Origin of the sequence: Cohnella massiliensis (assembly GCF_900169535.1) — a bacterium.
Lineage (GTDB): Bacteria > Bacillota > Bacilli > Paenibacillales > Paenibacillaceae > Cohnella > Cohnella algarum.
This window is the reverse complement of sequence record NZ_LT821258.1, coordinates 424,844-440,514: the sequence shown is the minus strand read 5'-3', so window position 1 is coordinate 440,514 and position 15,671 is coordinate 424,844. Positions and strand designations below refer to the sequence as shown.

Here is a 15,671-nt window from a genome sequence, read left to right as displayed (position 1 = left end):
GAGCGAAAACTCTCTTCGTCGGCGTTCTTTTTTGTTTCGGCAGGAGAAGGAGGTTTGAGGTGAACCGCAGACGGCAAATCGCGCTCAGTCTGTCCGCCGCCTTGTTGTCGGGAATCGTGGTGTACGGCGTCTACGTGCTGCAGCTGCGGCAAATTCAAGCGGAGGAAACCGTGACGGTGATCGCGCCGAAGCGGTTTATTCCGGCCGGCTCGACGCTCGACGTGGACATGCTGACCGAAATTTCGCTGCCCCGCAGCGCTGTCACCGATTCGATGATTTCCCATGCTTCCGACGTCGCGGGCATGCAGACGCATGCTCCGCTCGGAACGGAGGAGCCGATTTTGGACTGGAAGATCGACCGCTACCCGCTGCTGCCGGGACCGGGCGAGGCGACGTTCCAGATTCCCCGGGAATACGTCATTTCGGTGTCGAACGGCATTCGAGCGGGGGACCGGGCATTGGTGTACGTTTCGTCCAAGGACGCGGATTCCCGGAGAATGTTCGAAGAACCCGTCGTCGTCGCGTCGGTCAAGACGTCGGCCAATGCGGAAATCGACGATCCGGACAACTCGAACCTGATGTCGCTCGCGGAAGGCGACAAGGCGCGGATGTACGCTTCCCGGCGCGACGCGAACGGGAGCATCGATTCGGTCAACCTGAATTTGACGGAAGAGCAGTGGCTCGCCCTCGACGAGGCGTGCAAGGACGGAAACGCCAAGCTGATCATCGCTTTCGACGCTTCGACGTTCGGGGCGCTAGGAGAGGAGGTGTTAGGATGATCGAAAAGGCGGGGCATATCGCGGCGTTCGCAGGCTCGACGCCGAACATCGGCACAACGCTGGCCGCTTTCGGTACGGCGTTTCGGATCGCTTCGGTTTCGGGCAAGCGCGTCGGCTTTTTATGCCTGAATTTGAAAAGCGCCAAGACGCATCTTTATCTCGGCATCGACAAGCCCGAAGTGACGCTGGACGGCTTGAGGCCGGAGCTGAAGGCGGGCACGCTGACCGGGACGAAGCTTCGCCAATACGCGTTCGCGCCTTCGCGCCTGAACGGCGTGCACGTCCTGTTCGGCAATATGGCCAGGGACCAGGCGGAGTATTACGAGCCGGAGCAGATCGAGCGCCTGCTCGGGGCGGCAAGGGAAGCGTTCGATTTGACGATAGCCGACGTGAGCGCCTACTGGGATAATGCCGCCACCGTATGCGCCATGCGCGAAGCGGATCAACGGTTTCTCGTCACGACGTCCAGCCTGACGCATTTTCAGGAAGACGTTCGCAGATGGACCGAGCAGGTCGGCGCGTTATTCGGACTTTCAAAGGAGGGATTCCGATTGGTTGTAATGGGAGGACAACCGAATTCGGGGGGTTACGGGATGAAGGAGATCCGCAAGGAAACGGGAGCCGTCGAGTTTTCCGAGCTTCGGCTCAAGGAGAGCGTCCATTTGCAGCTCGACAGCGGACGGCTGGACGAGTGGCTGGCCGCGGAGGAGAGAAACGCGTCGGCGTTCGATGCGGTGGCGGACCCGCTGCTGAAGAAGCTGAACTGGGCGGAACGGCTGCGGCGAACGGAGCGTCCGTGGGTGCGGCGGCTGTTGATGCACAGGAGAGGAAGCCGATGAATCCGCAGCCCGATACGTTGGACGAAAAGCGATTTTCCGTTTCGGCTTACGCGGCGGAGCTGAAGGCGGAGGGCGGCGGAATTCCGGGGCCGGCGGGGGAACCGACCGGCGGACGGTCGGAATTGCTCGCCTTGACGGAGGAGGTGCGCCATATGCTGGCGCTGCCCCGGGGGTGGAGCGAAGAAGAGCGCAAGCAATACGCGGAAAAGCTAAACCGGGCGGTGCTCGGCTTTCCTCGGGAACGGTCCGAGATGCTAGCGATCATATCGGACTGGATTATCAAAAAGCGGCTGCAGCACGTTCCGGTGGCGCAACTGCCGTACGGGACGCTTGCGGAGGCGCTGTTCGCCGAAGTGATCGGGCTGAACGTCCTCGAGCTTGTCCTTCGCGACCGGAACGGCCTGGAGGAGGTTCAAGTCGTCGGCACCCGCATTTTCGAGGTGAGGGACGGTCGGGCCGTCGCTTCTCCGTATCGGTTCGATCATGTCAGCCAGGTGGAACGCATTCAGCAGAACCTCGTGCTGTACAACAACGACCGCATCAGTCCGCGCAAGCGGTGGGCCGAAGTGCTGCTGCTCGACGGATCGCGGGTCACGATGACGGGTTTTGGCTTTACGGCGCAGCCGACGCTGACGATTCGTTTTTACAATGTGCGGAAATTCGATTTGGCGACGCTCAGCCTTCCCGAGTACGGCACGATAGACGACCGCATCGCCAGACTTTTGCGCGCGTTGATCGTTTCCCGGTTCAATATGGTCGTCATCGGCGCCACGAATACGGGCAAGACGCACTTCATCAAAGCGCTCATCGCGGCGATGCCCGACGAGGAGCGGATCGTGACGATCGAGGGGCGGTTCGAGCTGAGGCTGCAGCGGGATTTTCCCGACAAGAACGTCGTCGAGTACGAGGCCGAAGAAGACGATCCGGCGCACGGGCCGCGGCAAGCGTTCAAGCTGGCCCTTCGGCAGTCGCCGCAGCGAATATGCCACGCCGAAATTCGCGACGAGGACGCCAACATTTATGTGCGGGCCTGCACGCGGGGGCACGAAGGCAGCATTACTTCGGTTCACGCGAACAGCCTGGAGGACGTGCCGGAGGCGATTACCGACATGTGCATGCTGGACGGTCGGGGCATGAATCCGGTCCGTCTGACGAAGCGGATCGCCGAATACGTCACCCAGATCGGCTTCGAGATGCGCATCGTCGGCGGGAAAAGAAGGCTTACGCGCATCGGGGAATTCGGCATGTCCGGGGGAGAAGTCGCCGTAAGGGAGCTTGTTCGCTTTGACGAGGAAGCTAGCGAGTGGCGGTTTCCGCTCGATTTTTCCGCCAAAGGCTGGGAGCGGATCCGGCGCGCGGACGCGGAAGCTTATGCCTGGCTTCGGCAATCGGGAGGCCAGCGCGAATGATCGCGGCCGGCACCGCCTTGCTTGTTTTCGTTCTCTTCGTCGCTTTGTTCGCGGCCATTCGCGGCGGACTCGAGCTTGGCGCGGATCGCGCGGCGCGAAAGCGGAGGCTGTCGTTCAAGCGCGAGCCGGTCCGGGCTCGGGAGGGCCATTCCGAACGCGCCCGTTTCCGCAAGCTGAACGCCCATATCGGCGACCGGCTGGCCGCCGTCGGGTGGTCGATCGGGCCGGATACGTTCGCGTTCGTTTCGCTGCTGCTCGGACTTTCGGGCGCCGCCGCCGGCTTGCTGCTTTTCCGTACGTTTTTATCCGTGCTGCTGCTCGCCGCGATGCTCGCATTGTTGCCGTATTGCTGGCTTCTCCTGCGATTGACGAATCGGCAGATGGCGGCGCGGCTGGAGTTTTTGCCCGCTATGGAATTGTTTTATCAGTGCTACCTGGTTACCGGACGGCGCCATGTCCGCACCGCCCTGCAAAAAACGGTGGAAGAGCGGCGGATGCCAGGCGAGATTCAGGCGGTATTCGAGCAGCTCTACCGGAATTTGAGCGTGATCGGGGACGACGAAGGCAGCCTGCGAAGGTTTTCGCTGTCCGTCGGGCATGTGTGGGCGGAGGACTTTTGCAGCATTATCAAGGTCGCGCTGCTCGAAGGCAACGACATTTCCGACAACCTGCGGGAATTGGTCGACGATATGCGGCGGACTCGTCTGGACGACCAGGTCGAACGCCACAAGCTGCTGGAAATCCGCATCGCGAATTTCACCCCGGCGTTGTTTCTTCTGCTGTTCGTCGGCATCAACTTCCGCATGAACCCGGAAAGCAGCTACCTGTATTACGTGCTGGATCCGACCGGCAGATCGATGCTGCTGCAGGCCGTCGTCCTGATCTTCGGTTCGTTCCTGATGGGACTGTATTTGTCGCGGAGAAAGCTGTAAGGCCGCCAACCGGTTCAATGGAGGGACAAGTGCGAAAAAAGGAGGGAGAAAGCTGACCTACGGTGAAGGCTTGTTCGGGATTGTCGGCTGGGGCGTTCAATTTGTGCTCGTCGCCGTCGCGTTCGGCATGCTGCTCCGGCTCGTCTTTTGGCGGCGTCCGAGGTGGCGGGTATCGTGGCGGACGTGGAAAAGCCGGAAGCCGCCGAAGTCGTGGCTCAAGCTGACCGGCTGCGACCGGGACAGCGCGGCGCTTCAGGAAAGAAGAGTGCTGCTGCTCGGCTGCGGCATTCGCTGGGATCCGGCCGTCTATTTGGCCGCGAGACGAAGCTTGATGGGCGTTTTGCCGGTCGCGCTTGCCGGAATGTGGATCATGGCGGACTTGACGCCGATGCCCGACCGAATCGCATGGAACGCCACGCTTCCGCTCGGCCTTTTGTTTTTGCTGGCGGCAACCGACCGGCCGATGCTGTCTTCGGCGAGGCGGTACCGCACGGATCGCATCCGGCACGAGCTGGTCGCCGTCAGCAGCCAGCTGTTGTACTATTCGGGCTCCCGGCTGCATTTGCACGGCAAGCTGACGAGGTGTTTGCCTTACGCGCGCGTCATTCGCCACGATTTGCATTTGCTTCTCAACGAGTGGTATCACGACGCGGACGGCGCGCTCGTCCGTTTCAAAAACCGGCTCGGCACGAGCGAATCCTACGGCTTTGCCGAAACGATCCGGTCGCTGAGGCTCGGCGAAAGCGAGGAAGTCTACCATTTGCTCCGCGAAATGGTCAAGGAGTATAAAGCGAAAATCGAAATCGAAAAAGCCGGACGCAAGGAGACGGCATCCTACGGGCTGTTCGTGCTGGCGGGAATTCCGATTCTTTACACGTTTCAAATTTTTTTGTACCCGTGGATTCAAGAGTCGCAAAAGCTGTTCGACGCTTTGAACTCGTAGCGGCCTTGAAAAAAAGATCGAAGGGAGACAGGCGGATGAGAAATATTTTGATAACCGTAATGATGCTTATCGTCGTGGCGCTGATGTTCACCAATGTCATCGCCCAGGACGGCACGGGGACGAGGGACCGGATCGAGACGCAAGGCACGACGACCAACACGACGCTCGGATCGCTGGCTCCTTAAGCGGGCCCGCTCGCGGGCAGGATCAAGAAAGGAGGGTCGCGGGATGCGGCAGATGCTGATGACGATGCTGCTTATTTTGACGGTGGTCGTCCTTTATTTAAACGCGGTGGACGGGGACGAGGGAACGGGCGAGCATATCCGGAATTCCGGCAGTTCGATGGCGGGCGCCATTTCCCGCATCAGCCCGTGAAGCAGCTGCTCGTGTTCATTTTGTTTGCGGCGATGTTTTGCTGGCTGATGTTTTCTCCGGTATACAAGCATGTATTGGTCGTCCGGCACGCCCTGCTGCAGCAGGAGGTGGACTACTTGCTGGAAGTGGGGGCAAGCGGCGCATACGGCTACATCGGCCCGGCGATGCTGGCCGAATCCCGGGCCCGGCTTTCCGAATTCGGTTTCCGGCCGGGAGGGCTCGAATACGAAGTCGCGTCTTCCACCGGCGCGGAGGCCGGGAATGCGGCGGCGCCGCTTCCGCGCGGCGTCGGGCTAAAGCTTACGATTCGCTACCCGTACGAGCAGCTTCTCGACATCGATCGGCTGATCGGAGTCGAGCCTCCCGATGCCGACGCCAAAATCGCCGCTTCGGGAATGCAGATGAGCGAATATGTGCCGTAGGAGGCGAAGACAGGCGAACGATAATTGCCAAGGCGTTGCGGAGGGAGCCCATGCACAAGCTCGTTTTTAGCGTGCTGATGATCGTCGTATGGTGGATGCTGCACGCAATGCAGCTCGACGAGGAAATGGCGATCGGCATGCTGTACGAAGGAAAGAGAGCCGTCAATCGGGCCGCGCATGCCGCCGCCCAGCAATTGGACCGGGACAAGCTCGAGCAGGGGATCGTTTCGATCGATGCGGAAGCGGCCTCGGCGGAGGCTCTTTCCTATTTGCGGACGAATCTTCGGCTGCTCGGCGACTTGTCCCCGCAGCCCGGCAGCATGCTTCGGGAGCCGGTCGAAATCCGGGAGTTCCGCGTCATCAATGAAGACGTCGATTTTCCGTACACTTACGTCAACGCGGAGTACGGCTTCGAAGTGACGCTGCGGCGGCCGGGGGTCGTGCTGATCGCCCATGTGGCCTACCCGAGGCTGTTCGGCGTGCTCGCGCCGATCGAATGGGAGTTGAAAGGATCGGCCGAGCTCGTTTATTGAGTTCGCGCGTTCGGTCCAAGTCGGCGGTGCAGGAGACGGTTCCTGTCCCGCTTTTTTGAATTTGGCGGCAAATCTCGTTCCGCCGACTGAGCCCGGTCCGGCGGTCATAGGCTATACTACGGGATGAAAGTCATTCGGAACAGACAAACGGTCGGGAGGGCTCTATATTGGACGAACAGCTCGTTCGAGCGGCGGCGGTCATCGGCGCGGTCGTGTTTCTGGTCATTTTTGCGATTCAAATCCTGCTTGCGCTCGGGTTGGCTTCGGGAGAACTGACGATGGGGGGATATCGCAAAGGGATTTTGCCGAAACCATTCCGTTTGCTCAGTTTTCTGTCCGCCTGCGTCATCCTCTTTTTCGGACTGGTCGTTTTGCAGCGGGCGGCCATCATTCCCGAATGGCTGAACGCAAAGTGGTCCCGCGGTTTGCTATGGTTTTTTACGGTTTATTTAGGGTTGAATACGATAGCCAATTCCCTATCCAAAAGCAAGAAAGAAAAACGGATCATGACGCCGCTGGCCGGAATCGCTTTTTTATCCTGCTTGATCGTCGCGATCTTTGGCTGAGCCGAAAAACGCCCGATGACGGCCCTCCCCCTCGATGGCCGCGGGCATTCGCATCCGTTTCGAATCGCATCTTGACAGCGCAACTTAATAAGTATATATTGTGCTTACTTAAAGTTAGTTAGTGCTCCATGCGGACGGCGCGAATATATATGAAAGCAAGAGGCGAAGAAGAACGAACGAAGCGGGAAATTTGCAAATGCTCTCCGTTATCTAGTAGGATAGAAGCATCAGCGCTTTCATCAGGGGGAGGGGAACGACATGATGAAGCTGGGGGAAAAAATCGTCATCCTAAGCGACAGTTTCGAACAGAATCTTCCCGTGGGAGATTACGGATACATCATCGCGTACGACCGAAACAACGACAGCGTGTTTGATTATATTATCCGGGTACCGAAAGCAAACCGCCAATTTTACGTTTCGGCCCGGGACATCGAGCGGGAAGAAAAGCTGCTGGAGCTGGAAGCGGAGCGAATCGAGCGGGAGGCGCTCATCGACTTCGCGCTGGCGACGCGCAACGAGGAACTGTTCAGGCGCGTCATGAACGGCGACGCAACGTCCGCGGAAGACGATGGAGAAGACAAAGAAGTGATGAGCCGCGACGAATTTATTCGTCAGGTCAATTTGAAAGCGTGGATATGATCAGCGCGCAGGGGCGAATCGCGCCGCCGGGACGGCGGACGGTTCGCCCCTGTTTTTATTTAAACGCCGACGAGGGCGGGAATCGGAACGGGAGAAGGTTTTCCGAAAAAATAGCCTTGCAGCAGCGCGATGCCGCTATCGCGCAAATAGCGCCAATCCCGCTCGTCGTCGACTCCCTCCGCAAGCACGGTCCCGCCAAACCGGAAGGCGCGCTCGAGCGTTCGGTCGATTTGCTCTTGTTTGAAGCCGCTCGCATGACAGCCCTGAACCCGGCTTCGGTCGAGCTTGACGTACTCGGGTCTTAAGATTTCCAGCGTTTCGCTTGCGGCATCTTCCTCCCCGAAATCGTCCATCGCGAGCCGAATGCCTTGTTCGCGGTAAGCGTCGAAAATGCCGGAAAGATGGCGAATGTCGCTCAGCTCCTCGGTTTCGACGATTTCAAACACGAAATCGGCGGGATCCAGCCCGTATTCGCGGATCAGGCCGATCGTAGGCTTCAAGTAAGCCGACGGGTGCTCGAGCGACGAAGGAAGGAAGTTGACGAATTTTTTGACTCCGTTCGGCGCATGGCGGGCGGCGACCCGAATGGCCGAGTTGCGGGCTTCCCGGTCCAGGAACGAATGCAGGCCCGCTTCCCGGGCGATCGAAAACAATTCCGCCGGCCGGAACGGGGGATGCTCGGGCAGCGGCCTCAGCAAAAATTCATAGCCGAAAAGGTCGCCGTCCGGGCGTACGATCGGCTGCATGAAACTCGTGAAGCGGCGATGCAAAATCAAATCGGAAATTCGGTCGTTCCCGATTCGCGAAAACAAAAATTCGACCGACTCCCAGCCTTCTCCGTCCTCGTACGAGGCAAGGCGATCCTTATCCGCGGAATGCAACGGTTCGGGTTCTCCATCCTCGTACGTAATTCTGCAGCGCAGATGACGGTACTGCTCCGGCGCGAGCCGGCGCTGCAGGTCGGTGACGAGGCGGAGCAAGGGCGCGGGCTCCTCGTACGTCGCCGCCCAGACTTTTTCGTTCGAGCCGCCGTTTGTCTGCGTCGCGAGCTCGTCCAATACGGCGCATACTTCGGGATCGTCCGAAGCGAACTCGAGCATGCCGGCTTCGCGCAGCGGCAGCCGCCGGTTGCAGACATGGTGTTTTCGCATGAAACTCCCTCCGTCCGTATCATCCGAATTCAAGTCACCCTATTATTACCCGATTCATCCGAAATGAAACCGGAGCGTCCCCGGGCGAACCGGAGGACGGCGCAAATCGCTTTCGGAGCAACGATTCATTGAGTTCGAACCGGTTGTCCGATATAATAATGAGAATGATCGGAGCCCCACGCGAGGAGGAACAAGAAAGATGAGCATTAGCGCCAAAGACGTCGAACACGTCGCCAATCTGGCCCGGCTGACGCTGACCGACGAAGAGAAGGAACAGTTCGCCGGCCAGTTGAGCGCCATTTTGAAATATGCGGAAAAGCTGAACGAACTGGACACGGACGGAATCGAACCGACCAGCCACGTGCTGCCGCTTTACAACGTCATGCGCGAGGACGAGGTCGCGCCTTCGCTTCCGATTGAGAAGGTCATGGCCAACGCCCCCGAAGAAGAAGACGGACAGTTCAAGGTTCCGTCCGTTTTGGAATAGTCAAACCGCGAGGTTAAGGAGGAACTTATTTTGTCGTTGTTGAATCAGCGCTTGCATGAAGTCCGTCAGCTCCTCAGCAAAAAGGAGCTGTCGGTATCCGAGCTCGTCGACGCTTCGTTCAAACGGATCGCCGAGACGGAGGAGCGGGTCGGCGCCTTTTTGGCGTTGAACGAAGAGAACGCCCGCCGCGAAGCCCGTCGGCTGGACGAATCCGGCTCCGCCGATTCGGGCTTGCTGTACGGCTTGCCGATCGGAATCAAGGACAACATCGTGACCGAAGGGCTGCGCACGACGTGTGCCAGCCGGTTTTTGTCCAACTACGATCCGATTTACGACGCGACGGTCGTCATGAAGCTCAAAGGAGCGCAAACGGTGACGGTCGGCAAGCTGAATATGGACGAGTTCGCGATGGGCGGCTCCACCGAAAATTCCGCCTTCAAGCCGACCCGCAATCCGTGGGACACGGAGCGGGTTCCGGGCGGCTCCAGCGGCGGCTCCGCAGCGGCCGTCGCGGCGGGCCAGGTCTACTTTACGCTCGGCTCCGACACCGGCGGTTCGATCCGCCAGCCGGCCGCGTATTGCGGCGTCGTCGGCCTGAAGCCGACGTACGGGCTCGTGTCCCGCTTCGGGCTCGTGGCGTTCGCGTCCTCGCTCGACCAAATCGGGCCGATCGCGAAAAACGTCGAAGACGCCGCTTACGCGCTGCAGGCGATCGCCGGGCACGATCCGCGCGATTCGACTTCCGCCAACGTCGAAATTCCGGATTACGCGGCGGCGCTGACCGGCGACGTCAAAGGCTTGCGCATCGGCGTGGCGAAGGAATATCTCGGCGAGGGCATCGATCCCGCCGTCAAGCAGCGCGTCATGGAAGCGCTGAAAACGTTCGAGTCGCTCGGCGCCGCATGGGAGGAAGTGTCGCTTCCCCATACCGAATACGCCGTCGCCGCTTATTATTTGCTCGCTTCCTCGGAAGCATCCTCCAACCTGGCGCGGTTCGACGGCGTCCGCTACGGCGTCCGGGCGGACGATCCGGACAATCTGATGGAGCTTTACCGCCGCTCGCGCAGCGAGGGGTTCGGCAACGAAGTGAAGCGCCGCATCATGCTCGGCACGTACGCGCTCAGCTCCGGCTATTACGATGCCTATTACAAGAAGGCCCAGCAAGCGCGCACGCTGATCAAACGCGATTTCGACCGGGTGTTCGAGAAATTCGATCTGATTATCGGACCTACGGCTCCGACGACGGCTTTCAAAATCGGCGAGCAGGTCGGCGATCCGCTCACGATGTATTTGAACGACATCTGCACGATTCCGGTCAGCCTGGCCGGCGTGCCCGCGATCAGCGTTCCGTGCGGACTTGCGGACGGACTGCCCGTCGGGCTGCAAATCATCGGCAAGCCGTTCGACGAGGCGGCGGTGCTGCGCGCGGCGCACGCCTTCGAGAGCCACACGGATCACCACAAGCTGCGCCCAGCGCTGTAATCGAATTTAGGAGGAGCAACGAATGTCCATCCTTTCCCCATACGAAACGGTAGTCGGGCTAGAAGTCCACGTCGAGCTGCATACGAAGTCGAAAATTTTTTGCGGCTGCTCGACGTCCTTCGGCGCCCCGCCGAATACGCATACGTGTCCCGTCTGTCTCGGCCATCCCGGCGTTCTGCCGGTGCTGAACCGCCAGGCGGTGGAATACGCCATGAAGGCGGCGATGGCGATCAACTGCGAAATCGCCGAATGGTGCAAGTTCGACCGCAAAAACTATTTTTACCCGGATTCGCCGAAAGCGTACCAGATTTCGCAATACGATCAGCCGATCGGAAGCAACGGCTGGATCGATATCGAAGTGGACGGCAAAACGAAACGCATCGGCATTACCCGGCTTCATCTCGAAGAGGATGCGGGCAAGCTGACGCATATCGACGGCGGCTTCGGCTCGCTCGCCGACTTCAACCGCGTGGGCACGCCGCTCGTCGAAATCGTGTCCGAGCCGGACATCCGTTCGCCCGAAGAAGCGAAAGCATATTTGGAAAAGCTGAAAGCGATCATGCTGTACTGCGAAGTTTCCGACGTGAAAATGGAGGAAGGCTCGCTTCGCTGCGACGCGAACATCAGCCTTCGTCCGCGCGGCCAGCAGGAATTCGGCACGAAAACCGAGCTCAAAAACATGAACTCGTTCCGCGGCGTGCAGCGCGGGCTCGAATACGAGCAAATGCGGCAAGCCGAAGTGCTCGAATCCGGCGGGCGCATCGTCCAGGAAACGCGCCGCTGGGACGAGGCTCAAGGCAAAACGCTCAGCATGCGGAGCAAGGAAGACGCGCATGACTATCGCTATTTTCCGGATCCGGATCTGGTGCGCCTGCATATCGACGACGAGTGGAAGGCCCGCGTGCGGGCGTCCATTCCGGAGCTTCCGGATGCCCGCCAGGCCCGCTATACGCAGCAGTACGGATTGCCGTCCTACGATGCCGGCGTCCTGACCGCCTCGAAAAAGCTGGCCGACTTCTTCGAAGAAAGCCTGAAATACACGAGCGACGCGAAAGCTTCCGCGAACTGGATCATGGGCGACCTGCTCGGCTATTTGAACGCGAACGGCCTGGAGCTCGACGACGTGAAAATCACCGGCCAAGGGCTGGGCGAAATGATCGGCCTGATCGAAAAAGGGACGATCAGCAGCAAAATCGCCAAAACCGTGTTCAAGACGATGCTTGAAACCGGCGGCTCCCCGCAAAAAATCGTCGAGGAGCAGGGTCTTGTGCAAATCAGCGACGAGGGCGCCATCGTGGCAATCGTCGACGCCGTCATCGCCCGCAACCCGCAATCGGTGGAGGACTACCGTGGCGGCAAGGACAAGGCGATCGGATTCCTCGTCGGCCAAATCATGAAAGAAACGAAGGGCAAGGCCAATCCGGGCCTTGTCAACAAGCTTCTATTGGAACGGCTTAAAGGTTGATCAAACCGCAAACGGCAATAAAACGGCAACTCGGATTCCGGTTCGGGCTTGCCGTTTTTTGCGATTTCAGGGAGGCTGAGGGCGAGTGAACGTCGAGCGATTGCATTTGCGGGATTACGAAACCGCCGAGGAGTTGTGGAGCTTGCAGCTTGCCGCATACCGAGTGGAAGCCGCGGCGATCGGAGTTGCCGATCTGCCGCCGCTGCTGGATACGATCGCCTCCCTGCGGGGGAGCGGGGAAACGTTCTGGGGCTGCCGGAACGAGGAAGGGGAACTGGTCGGCGCCGTTTCGGCGAAAGAAGCGGAGAGCGTCGTCACGATTTGCCGGGTGATGGTCCACCCGGAATATTTTCGCCAGGGCATCGGAAAACGGCTTTTGGAGCATGTTCTGAACCTTTACGCCGATGCCGGGAGATTCGAGCTTTCCGTCGAAAGGAGAAACGGTCCCGCGATCGGGCTGTACCGGAAGCTCGGCTTCGTTCCGTACGGAAAAATCGAACCCCTTCCCGATATCTCGCTTGTTCGAATGGTCAAAGAACGCGGGAAGCAACCTTAGACTTTAGTCGGGTTTCAAGCCCCGTCAACAAGCCGTTGCCGGTCGCGATTCCAGCGTTGTACACTAGGGAAAGCGCAGGAAGGCGGAAAAATATAGCGCCGGCGTCGAAATCGCGGCGATCATAATCAGGAGGTTTCAAAGATGAACGAGTCCGTCCCTTACCGGAAAAAAAGAAAATGGCTGGCCGGCCTGCTGGCGATGTTCGTCCCGGGCATCGGGCATATGTACCTTGGGCTTATGCAGAAGGGCGTGGCGATCATGATGCTGCTGGCGCTCAATATTTGCGGCATCGTTTTCGTTTCCATGGAATTCGGCGACAACGTGCTGTCGATCGTGCTGCTGAGCTTGCTGATTCCGATTATTTATTTTTACAATTTGTTCGATGCGCTGCAAAGCGCCGAAATGGTCAACGACCGATCGGCCGCTGGACCGGCAGGCTACGGCTGGCCGGGCGAAAACGGCTGGAACGGCCTTCCGCCCGCCGCTGCCGAAGCAAAACAGGCTTACCAGGCGCCGAAAGCGACGGCCGGCGGGACGGGGCTCATTTTGCTTGCCGCAGGCGGACTTGTGCTGCTCGCTTCGATCGGTTTCGAATGGCCTCGCAAGCTCATGACCGAGGGAGGCTCGCTGATGGGCGGCGCGATTTTGATCGGATGCGGCGTTTACTTGTGGTTTCGGGAACGGCGGGTGCGCGCGGACGGCCGCGACTGAAGCTTCTTCCATTGACAATCCGGAAAATTTACACGTACAATAAGTTTAACTTATTGAAAGGCTGTGAAGAGCATGGATTCCAGGGTTCATCACGCCGTGGACCAGCTCAAATCCGGAGGGGTTCGGATGACGCCGCAGCGGTATGCCATTCTTCAGTTTCTGATGGAGTCGCGTGAGCATCCCACCGCGGATGATATTTTCCAGTCGTTATCGCCCCAATACCCGAGCTTGAGCGTGGCGACGGTCTACAACAACTTGAAATTGTTCGTGGATGCCGGCCTTGTCAGGGAGCTGACGTATGGGGACGATTCCAGTCGGTTCGATGCCGATCTGTCCGACCATTATCACGCCATTTGCACGAGCTGCGGTGTGATCGTCGATTTCGAGCATCCGCCGTTTCGGGAAGTGGAGCAAGCCGCGGCCCAGCGTACGGGGTTTCATATTCATGGGCACCGCATGGAAGTTTACGGGCTTTGTCCGACCTGTGCGGCAATGCGGGCTTAACGAAGACTAAAGCGATTATTCGCATAGACGCGCGGAGGGTGGAGCCTACGCGCGTTTTTGATTGCAACCGGACAGCCGTTTCGTTCGTCCAAACGTAGAGAGAACCTAACAATGCGTAGAAATGGGAGAGTGAACTTTTGAATACGACAGTGATGACCGGACGCCGCAAGCGGAAGAGACGGGGGCCGGTTTTTCTGTTTTTGCTGCTTGTTTTGGCAGCATCCGCCGCCGTCGTCTGGTGGGGGGTCAACCAACCGAACAAAAGCCGCGCAACGCTCGAATACATGGACAAGCCCGGCCCGATCATGATGAACGGACAATGGCTGGACGCTTACGCGCAAGGAGAAGGAGACGGATTGCTGATCCCTATGAAGATAGCCGATCAGCTGCTCGGGGACGGCGTTCATTACGAGGAAGAAAGCGGATCCATCATCCTGACGACCGAGTCGAAAGTGCTTCATTTCAAGACCGGGGAGCTGGACGCGACGTTAAACCGCCAGCCGTTCCCGTTAACGTTTGCCGCGCAAACGATAGAAGACGAGCTGTATTTGCCCTTCGCTCCGCTGGAGCAGCTGTTCGGAATCCGGGCGGAGACGGGGGCGTCAAGCGGAATCGTCACCCTCGCGATGCCGAATTCGTCTTTGCAGCATGCGCTGGTTCCCGATAAAAAATCCGGGGCTAAGCTGCGCAGCGGCCCCAGCAAAAAGGAACCGATTGTCGAGGATTTGCAGCCCGGCTCGACCCTTGTCATTTGGGGCGAGGAGGAAGGCTGGTACAGAGCCCAATCCGCCGAAGGACATATCGGTTACGTGGACAAGCGCGACGCCAATCTGGCGGACATGGAGCAGATTGCGCCCGCGGCCGAAGAGGAACCGTTCGTCGCCTGGAAGCTGGCCGGCAAACGCATCAATTTGACGTGGGAGGCCGTTTATTCCGCGAACCCCGATACATCCGAGATCGGCGAGCTGACCGGCGTCAATGTCGTCAGCCCGACCTGGTTCGAATTGCAGGACGGCGCCGGAACGATCAAAAGCATCGCCGACGCGGGGTATTCCGAGTGGGCCCGAAACAGGGGCATGCAGGTGTGGGGATTGTTCAGCAACGGTTTCGAACCGGATCGCACGACCGAGGCGCTCGCTTCATATGAAACGAGAACGAAAATGATTCAGCAATTGCTTGCTTATGCCAAGACGTTCCGTCTGCAGGGCATCAATATCGATTTCGAAAATGTGTACACGGAAGACAAAGACAATCTCGTTCAATTCATGCGGGAACTGACGCCGCTGCTTCACGAGCAGGGCCTCGTTTCCTCCATCGACGTCACGCCGAAGTCGAACAGCGAAATGTGGTCGGCGTTTCTCGATCGTAAGCGGTTGGCCGAAAGCACGGACTATTTGATCGTGATGGCGTACGACGAGCATTGGGCGTCGAGCCCGACGGCCGGATCGGTCTCCTCCTTGCCATGGGCGGAAGCGTCCGTCAAACGGATTCTGGAGGAGGATTCGGTTCCGAAGAGCAAGCTTATCTTGGGCATGCCGCTGTATACCCGGTTATGGACGGTCGCGGCGGACGGGAGCGTCTCGTCCAAAACGATGAGCATGAACGCGGTCAACGAACTGTTGCAGGAGAAAAAGCTGACGCCGACGTTCTCGTCGGAGACGGGGCAGCATTACGTGGAATATAAGGAAGACGGCGCGACGAAAAAAATCTGGATCGAGGATGCGACTTCCATCAAGGCGCGGGCGGAGCTGGTCAAAAAATACGACTTGGCCGGCGCGGCCACCTGGCGGAGAGGCTTCGAATCGTCCGACATTTGGAAAGCGCTGGATGAGACGCTGCAAAGCCATCCGTAAAATGAAAAAAGAGCGGGCCGGAAAT

At 59.0% G+C, this 15,671-nt stretch carries 19 protein-coding genes; 18 read left to right on the top strand and 1 reads right to left on the bottom strand.

Features of this window, described 5'->3' with window-relative positions:
- The first annotated feature begins 59 nt into the window (after positions 1-59).
- The 11 genes from B7E11_RS11710 (at position 60) to B7E11_RS11670 (ending at position 7,437) form a co-directional block, all read left to right on the top strand.
- A complete protein-coding gene (locus B7E11_RS11710) occupies positions 60-779 on the top strand; it encodes an RcpC/CpaB family pilus assembly protein (protein WP_080834533.1) in 720 nt (239 codons plus the stop codon).
- The gene (locus B7E11_RS11705; protein ID WP_080834531.1) at positions 776-1,618 is read left to right on the top strand and encodes a CpaE/TadZ family protein; all 843 of its coding nucleotides are present in this window, start codon (positions 776-778) and stop codon (positions 1,616-1,618) included. The genes B7E11_RS11710 and B7E11_RS11705 overlap by 4 nt, the downstream gene beginning before the upstream one ends.
- Positions 1,615-3,027, top strand: coding sequence for an ATPase, T2SS/T4P/T4SS family (locus tag B7E11_RS11700; protein WP_080834530.1), 1,413 nt, complete (start codon positions 1,615-1,617; stop codon positions 3,025-3,027). The genes B7E11_RS11705 and B7E11_RS11700 overlap by 4 nt, the downstream gene beginning before the upstream one ends.
- Entirely contained in the window at positions 3,024-3,959 is a 936-nt protein-coding gene (locus B7E11_RS11695; RefSeq protein ID WP_245809686.1) for a type II secretion system F family protein, read from the top strand. The genes B7E11_RS11700 and B7E11_RS11695 overlap by 4 nt, the downstream gene beginning before the upstream one ends.
- A 70-nt stretch (positions 3,960-4,029) precedes the next feature.
- Positions 4,030-4,902 carry a hypothetical protein gene (locus B7E11_RS11690; protein WP_080834528.1) on the top strand — a complete coding sequence of 291 codons (873 nt, stop codon included), beginning with the start codon at positions 4,030-4,032 and terminating at the stop codon, positions 4,900-4,902.
- 35 nt (positions 4,903-4,937) lie between these two features.
- Positions 4,938-5,087 carry a hypothetical protein gene (locus tag B7E11_RS29530; protein ID WP_176220702.1) on the top strand — a complete coding sequence of 50 codons (150 nt, stop codon included), beginning with the start codon at positions 4,938-4,940 and terminating at the stop codon, positions 5,085-5,087.
- Positions 5,088-5,130: 43 nt separating this feature from the next.
- The gene (locus tag B7E11_RS29525; protein WP_176220701.1) at positions 5,131-5,277 is read left to right on the top strand and encodes a hypothetical protein; all 147 of its coding nucleotides are present in this window, start codon (positions 5,131-5,133) and stop codon (positions 5,275-5,277) included.
- Positions 5,278-5,288: 11 nt separating this feature from the next.
- A complete protein-coding gene (locus tag B7E11_RS11685; protein ID WP_245809685.1) occupies positions 5,289-5,699 on the top strand; it encodes a hypothetical protein in 411 nt (136 codons plus the stop codon).
- A gap of 50 nt (positions 5,700-5,749) precedes the next feature.
- A complete protein-coding gene (locus tag B7E11_RS11680) occupies positions 5,750-6,232 on the top strand; it encodes a hypothetical protein (RefSeq protein ID WP_080834525.1) in 483 nt (160 codons plus the stop codon).
- Between the two features lie 167 nt (positions 6,233-6,399).
- Positions 6,400-6,798 (top strand): hypothetical protein, encoded by a 399-nt coding sequence (locus tag B7E11_RS11675; protein ID WP_080834523.1) that lies wholly within the window; start codon positions 6,400-6,402, stop codon positions 6,796-6,798.
- 258 nt (positions 6,799-7,056) lie between these two features.
- Positions 7,057-7,437 (top strand): ATPase, encoded by a 381-nt coding sequence (locus B7E11_RS11670; RefSeq protein ID WP_080834519.1) that lies wholly within the window; start codon positions 7,057-7,059, stop codon positions 7,435-7,437.
- Between the two features lie 59 nt (positions 7,438-7,496).
- Here B7E11_RS11670 and B7E11_RS11665 read toward each other — a convergent pair whose 3' ends face one another.
- Positions 7,497-8,588, bottom strand: coding sequence for an EAL domain-containing protein (locus B7E11_RS11665; protein WP_080834517.1), 1,092 nt, complete (start codon positions 8,586-8,588; stop codon positions 7,497-7,499).
- Positions 8,589-8,787: 199 nt separating this feature from the next.
- Here B7E11_RS11665 and gatC point away from each other — a divergent pair, with 199 nt between their 5' ends.
- The 7 genes from gatC (at position 8,788) to B7E11_RS11630 (ending at position 15,646) form a co-directional block, all read left to right on the top strand.
- Positions 8,788-9,075, top strand: coding sequence for an Asp-tRNA(Asn)/Glu-tRNA(Gln) amidotransferase subunit GatC (gene gatC, locus B7E11_RS11660; RefSeq protein WP_080834515.1), 288 nt, complete (start codon positions 8,788-8,790; stop codon positions 9,073-9,075).
- A gap of 30 nt (positions 9,076-9,105) precedes the next feature.
- Positions 9,106-10,557 carry an Asp-tRNA(Asn)/Glu-tRNA(Gln) amidotransferase subunit GatA gene (gene gatA, locus B7E11_RS11655; RefSeq protein WP_080834512.1) on the top strand — a complete coding sequence of 484 codons (1,452 nt, stop codon included), beginning with the start codon at positions 9,106-9,108 and terminating at the stop codon, positions 10,555-10,557.
- A 22-nt stretch (positions 10,558-10,579) separates the two neighbouring features.
- Entirely contained in the window at positions 10,580-12,022 is a 1,443-nt protein-coding gene (gatB, locus tag B7E11_RS11650) for an Asp-tRNA(Asn)/Glu-tRNA(Gln) amidotransferase subunit GatB (protein WP_080834510.1), read from the top strand.
- Positions 12,023-12,107: 85 nt separating this feature from the next.
- Positions 12,108-12,578: a GNAT family N-acetyltransferase gene (locus B7E11_RS11645; protein ID WP_080834508.1), complete on the top strand. Its 471-nt coding sequence runs from the start codon at positions 12,108-12,110 to the stop codon at positions 12,576-12,578.
- A gap of 141 nt (positions 12,579-12,719) precedes the next feature.
- The gene (locus tag B7E11_RS11640; RefSeq protein ID WP_080834507.1) at positions 12,720-13,289 is read left to right on the top strand and encodes a hypothetical protein; all 570 of its coding nucleotides are present in this window, start codon (positions 12,720-12,722) and stop codon (positions 13,287-13,289) included.
- Between the two features lie 72 nt (positions 13,290-13,361).
- The gene (locus B7E11_RS11635; protein WP_080834505.1) at positions 13,362-13,793 is read left to right on the top strand and encodes a Fur family transcriptional regulator; all 432 of its coding nucleotides are present in this window, start codon (positions 13,362-13,364) and stop codon (positions 13,791-13,793) included.
- 137 nt (positions 13,794-13,930) lie between these two features.
- Positions 13,931-15,646 (top strand): glycosyl hydrolase family 18 protein, encoded by a 1,716-nt coding sequence (locus tag B7E11_RS11630; protein WP_080834503.1) that lies wholly within the window; start codon positions 13,931-13,933, stop codon positions 15,644-15,646.
- The last annotated feature ends 25 nt before the right edge of the window (positions 15,647-15,671 follow it).

Coding starts and splice junctions, on each gene's coding strand:
- B7E11_RS11695 (WP_245809686.1), top strand. CDS start 3,024: ATGATCGCGGCCGGCACCGCCTTGCTTGTTTTCGTTCTCTTCGTCGCT.
- B7E11_RS29525 (WP_176220701.1), top strand. CDS start 5,131: ATGCGGCAGATGCTGATGACGATGCTGCTTATTTTGACGGTGGTCGTC.
- B7E11_RS11635 (WP_080834505.1), top strand. CDS start 13,362: ATGGATTCCAGGGTTCATCACGCCGTGGACCAGCTCAAATCCGGAGGG.
- B7E11_RS11705 (WP_080834531.1), top strand. CDS start 776: ATGATCGAAAAGGCGGGGCATATCGCGGCGTTCGCAGGCTCGACGCCG.
- B7E11_RS11640 (WP_080834507.1), top strand. CDS start 12,720: ATGAACGAGTCCGTCCCTTACCGGAAAAAAAGAAAATGGCTGGCCGGC.
- B7E11_RS11680 (WP_080834525.1), top strand. CDS start 5,750: ATGCACAAGCTCGTTTTTAGCGTGCTGATGATCGTCGTATGGTGGATG.
- gatC (WP_080834515.1), top strand. CDS start 8,788: ATGAGCATTAGCGCCAAAGACGTCGAACACGTCGCCAATCTGGCCCGG.
- gatB (WP_080834510.1), top strand. CDS start 10,580: ATGTCCATCCTTTCCCCATACGAAACGGTAGTCGGGCTAGAAGTCCAC.
- B7E11_RS11665 (WP_080834517.1), bottom strand. CDS start 8,588: ATGCGAAAACACCATGTCTGCAACCGGCGGCTGCCGCTGCGCGAAGCC.
- B7E11_RS29530 (WP_176220702.1), top strand. CDS start 4,938: ATGAGAAATATTTTGATAACCGTAATGATGCTTATCGTCGTGGCGCTG.
- B7E11_RS11670 (WP_080834519.1), top strand. CDS start 7,057: ATGATGAAGCTGGGGGAAAAAATCGTCATCCTAAGCGACAGTTTCGAA.
- B7E11_RS11700 (WP_080834530.1), top strand. CDS start 1,615: ATGAATCCGCAGCCCGATACGTTGGACGAAAAGCGATTTTCCGTTTCG.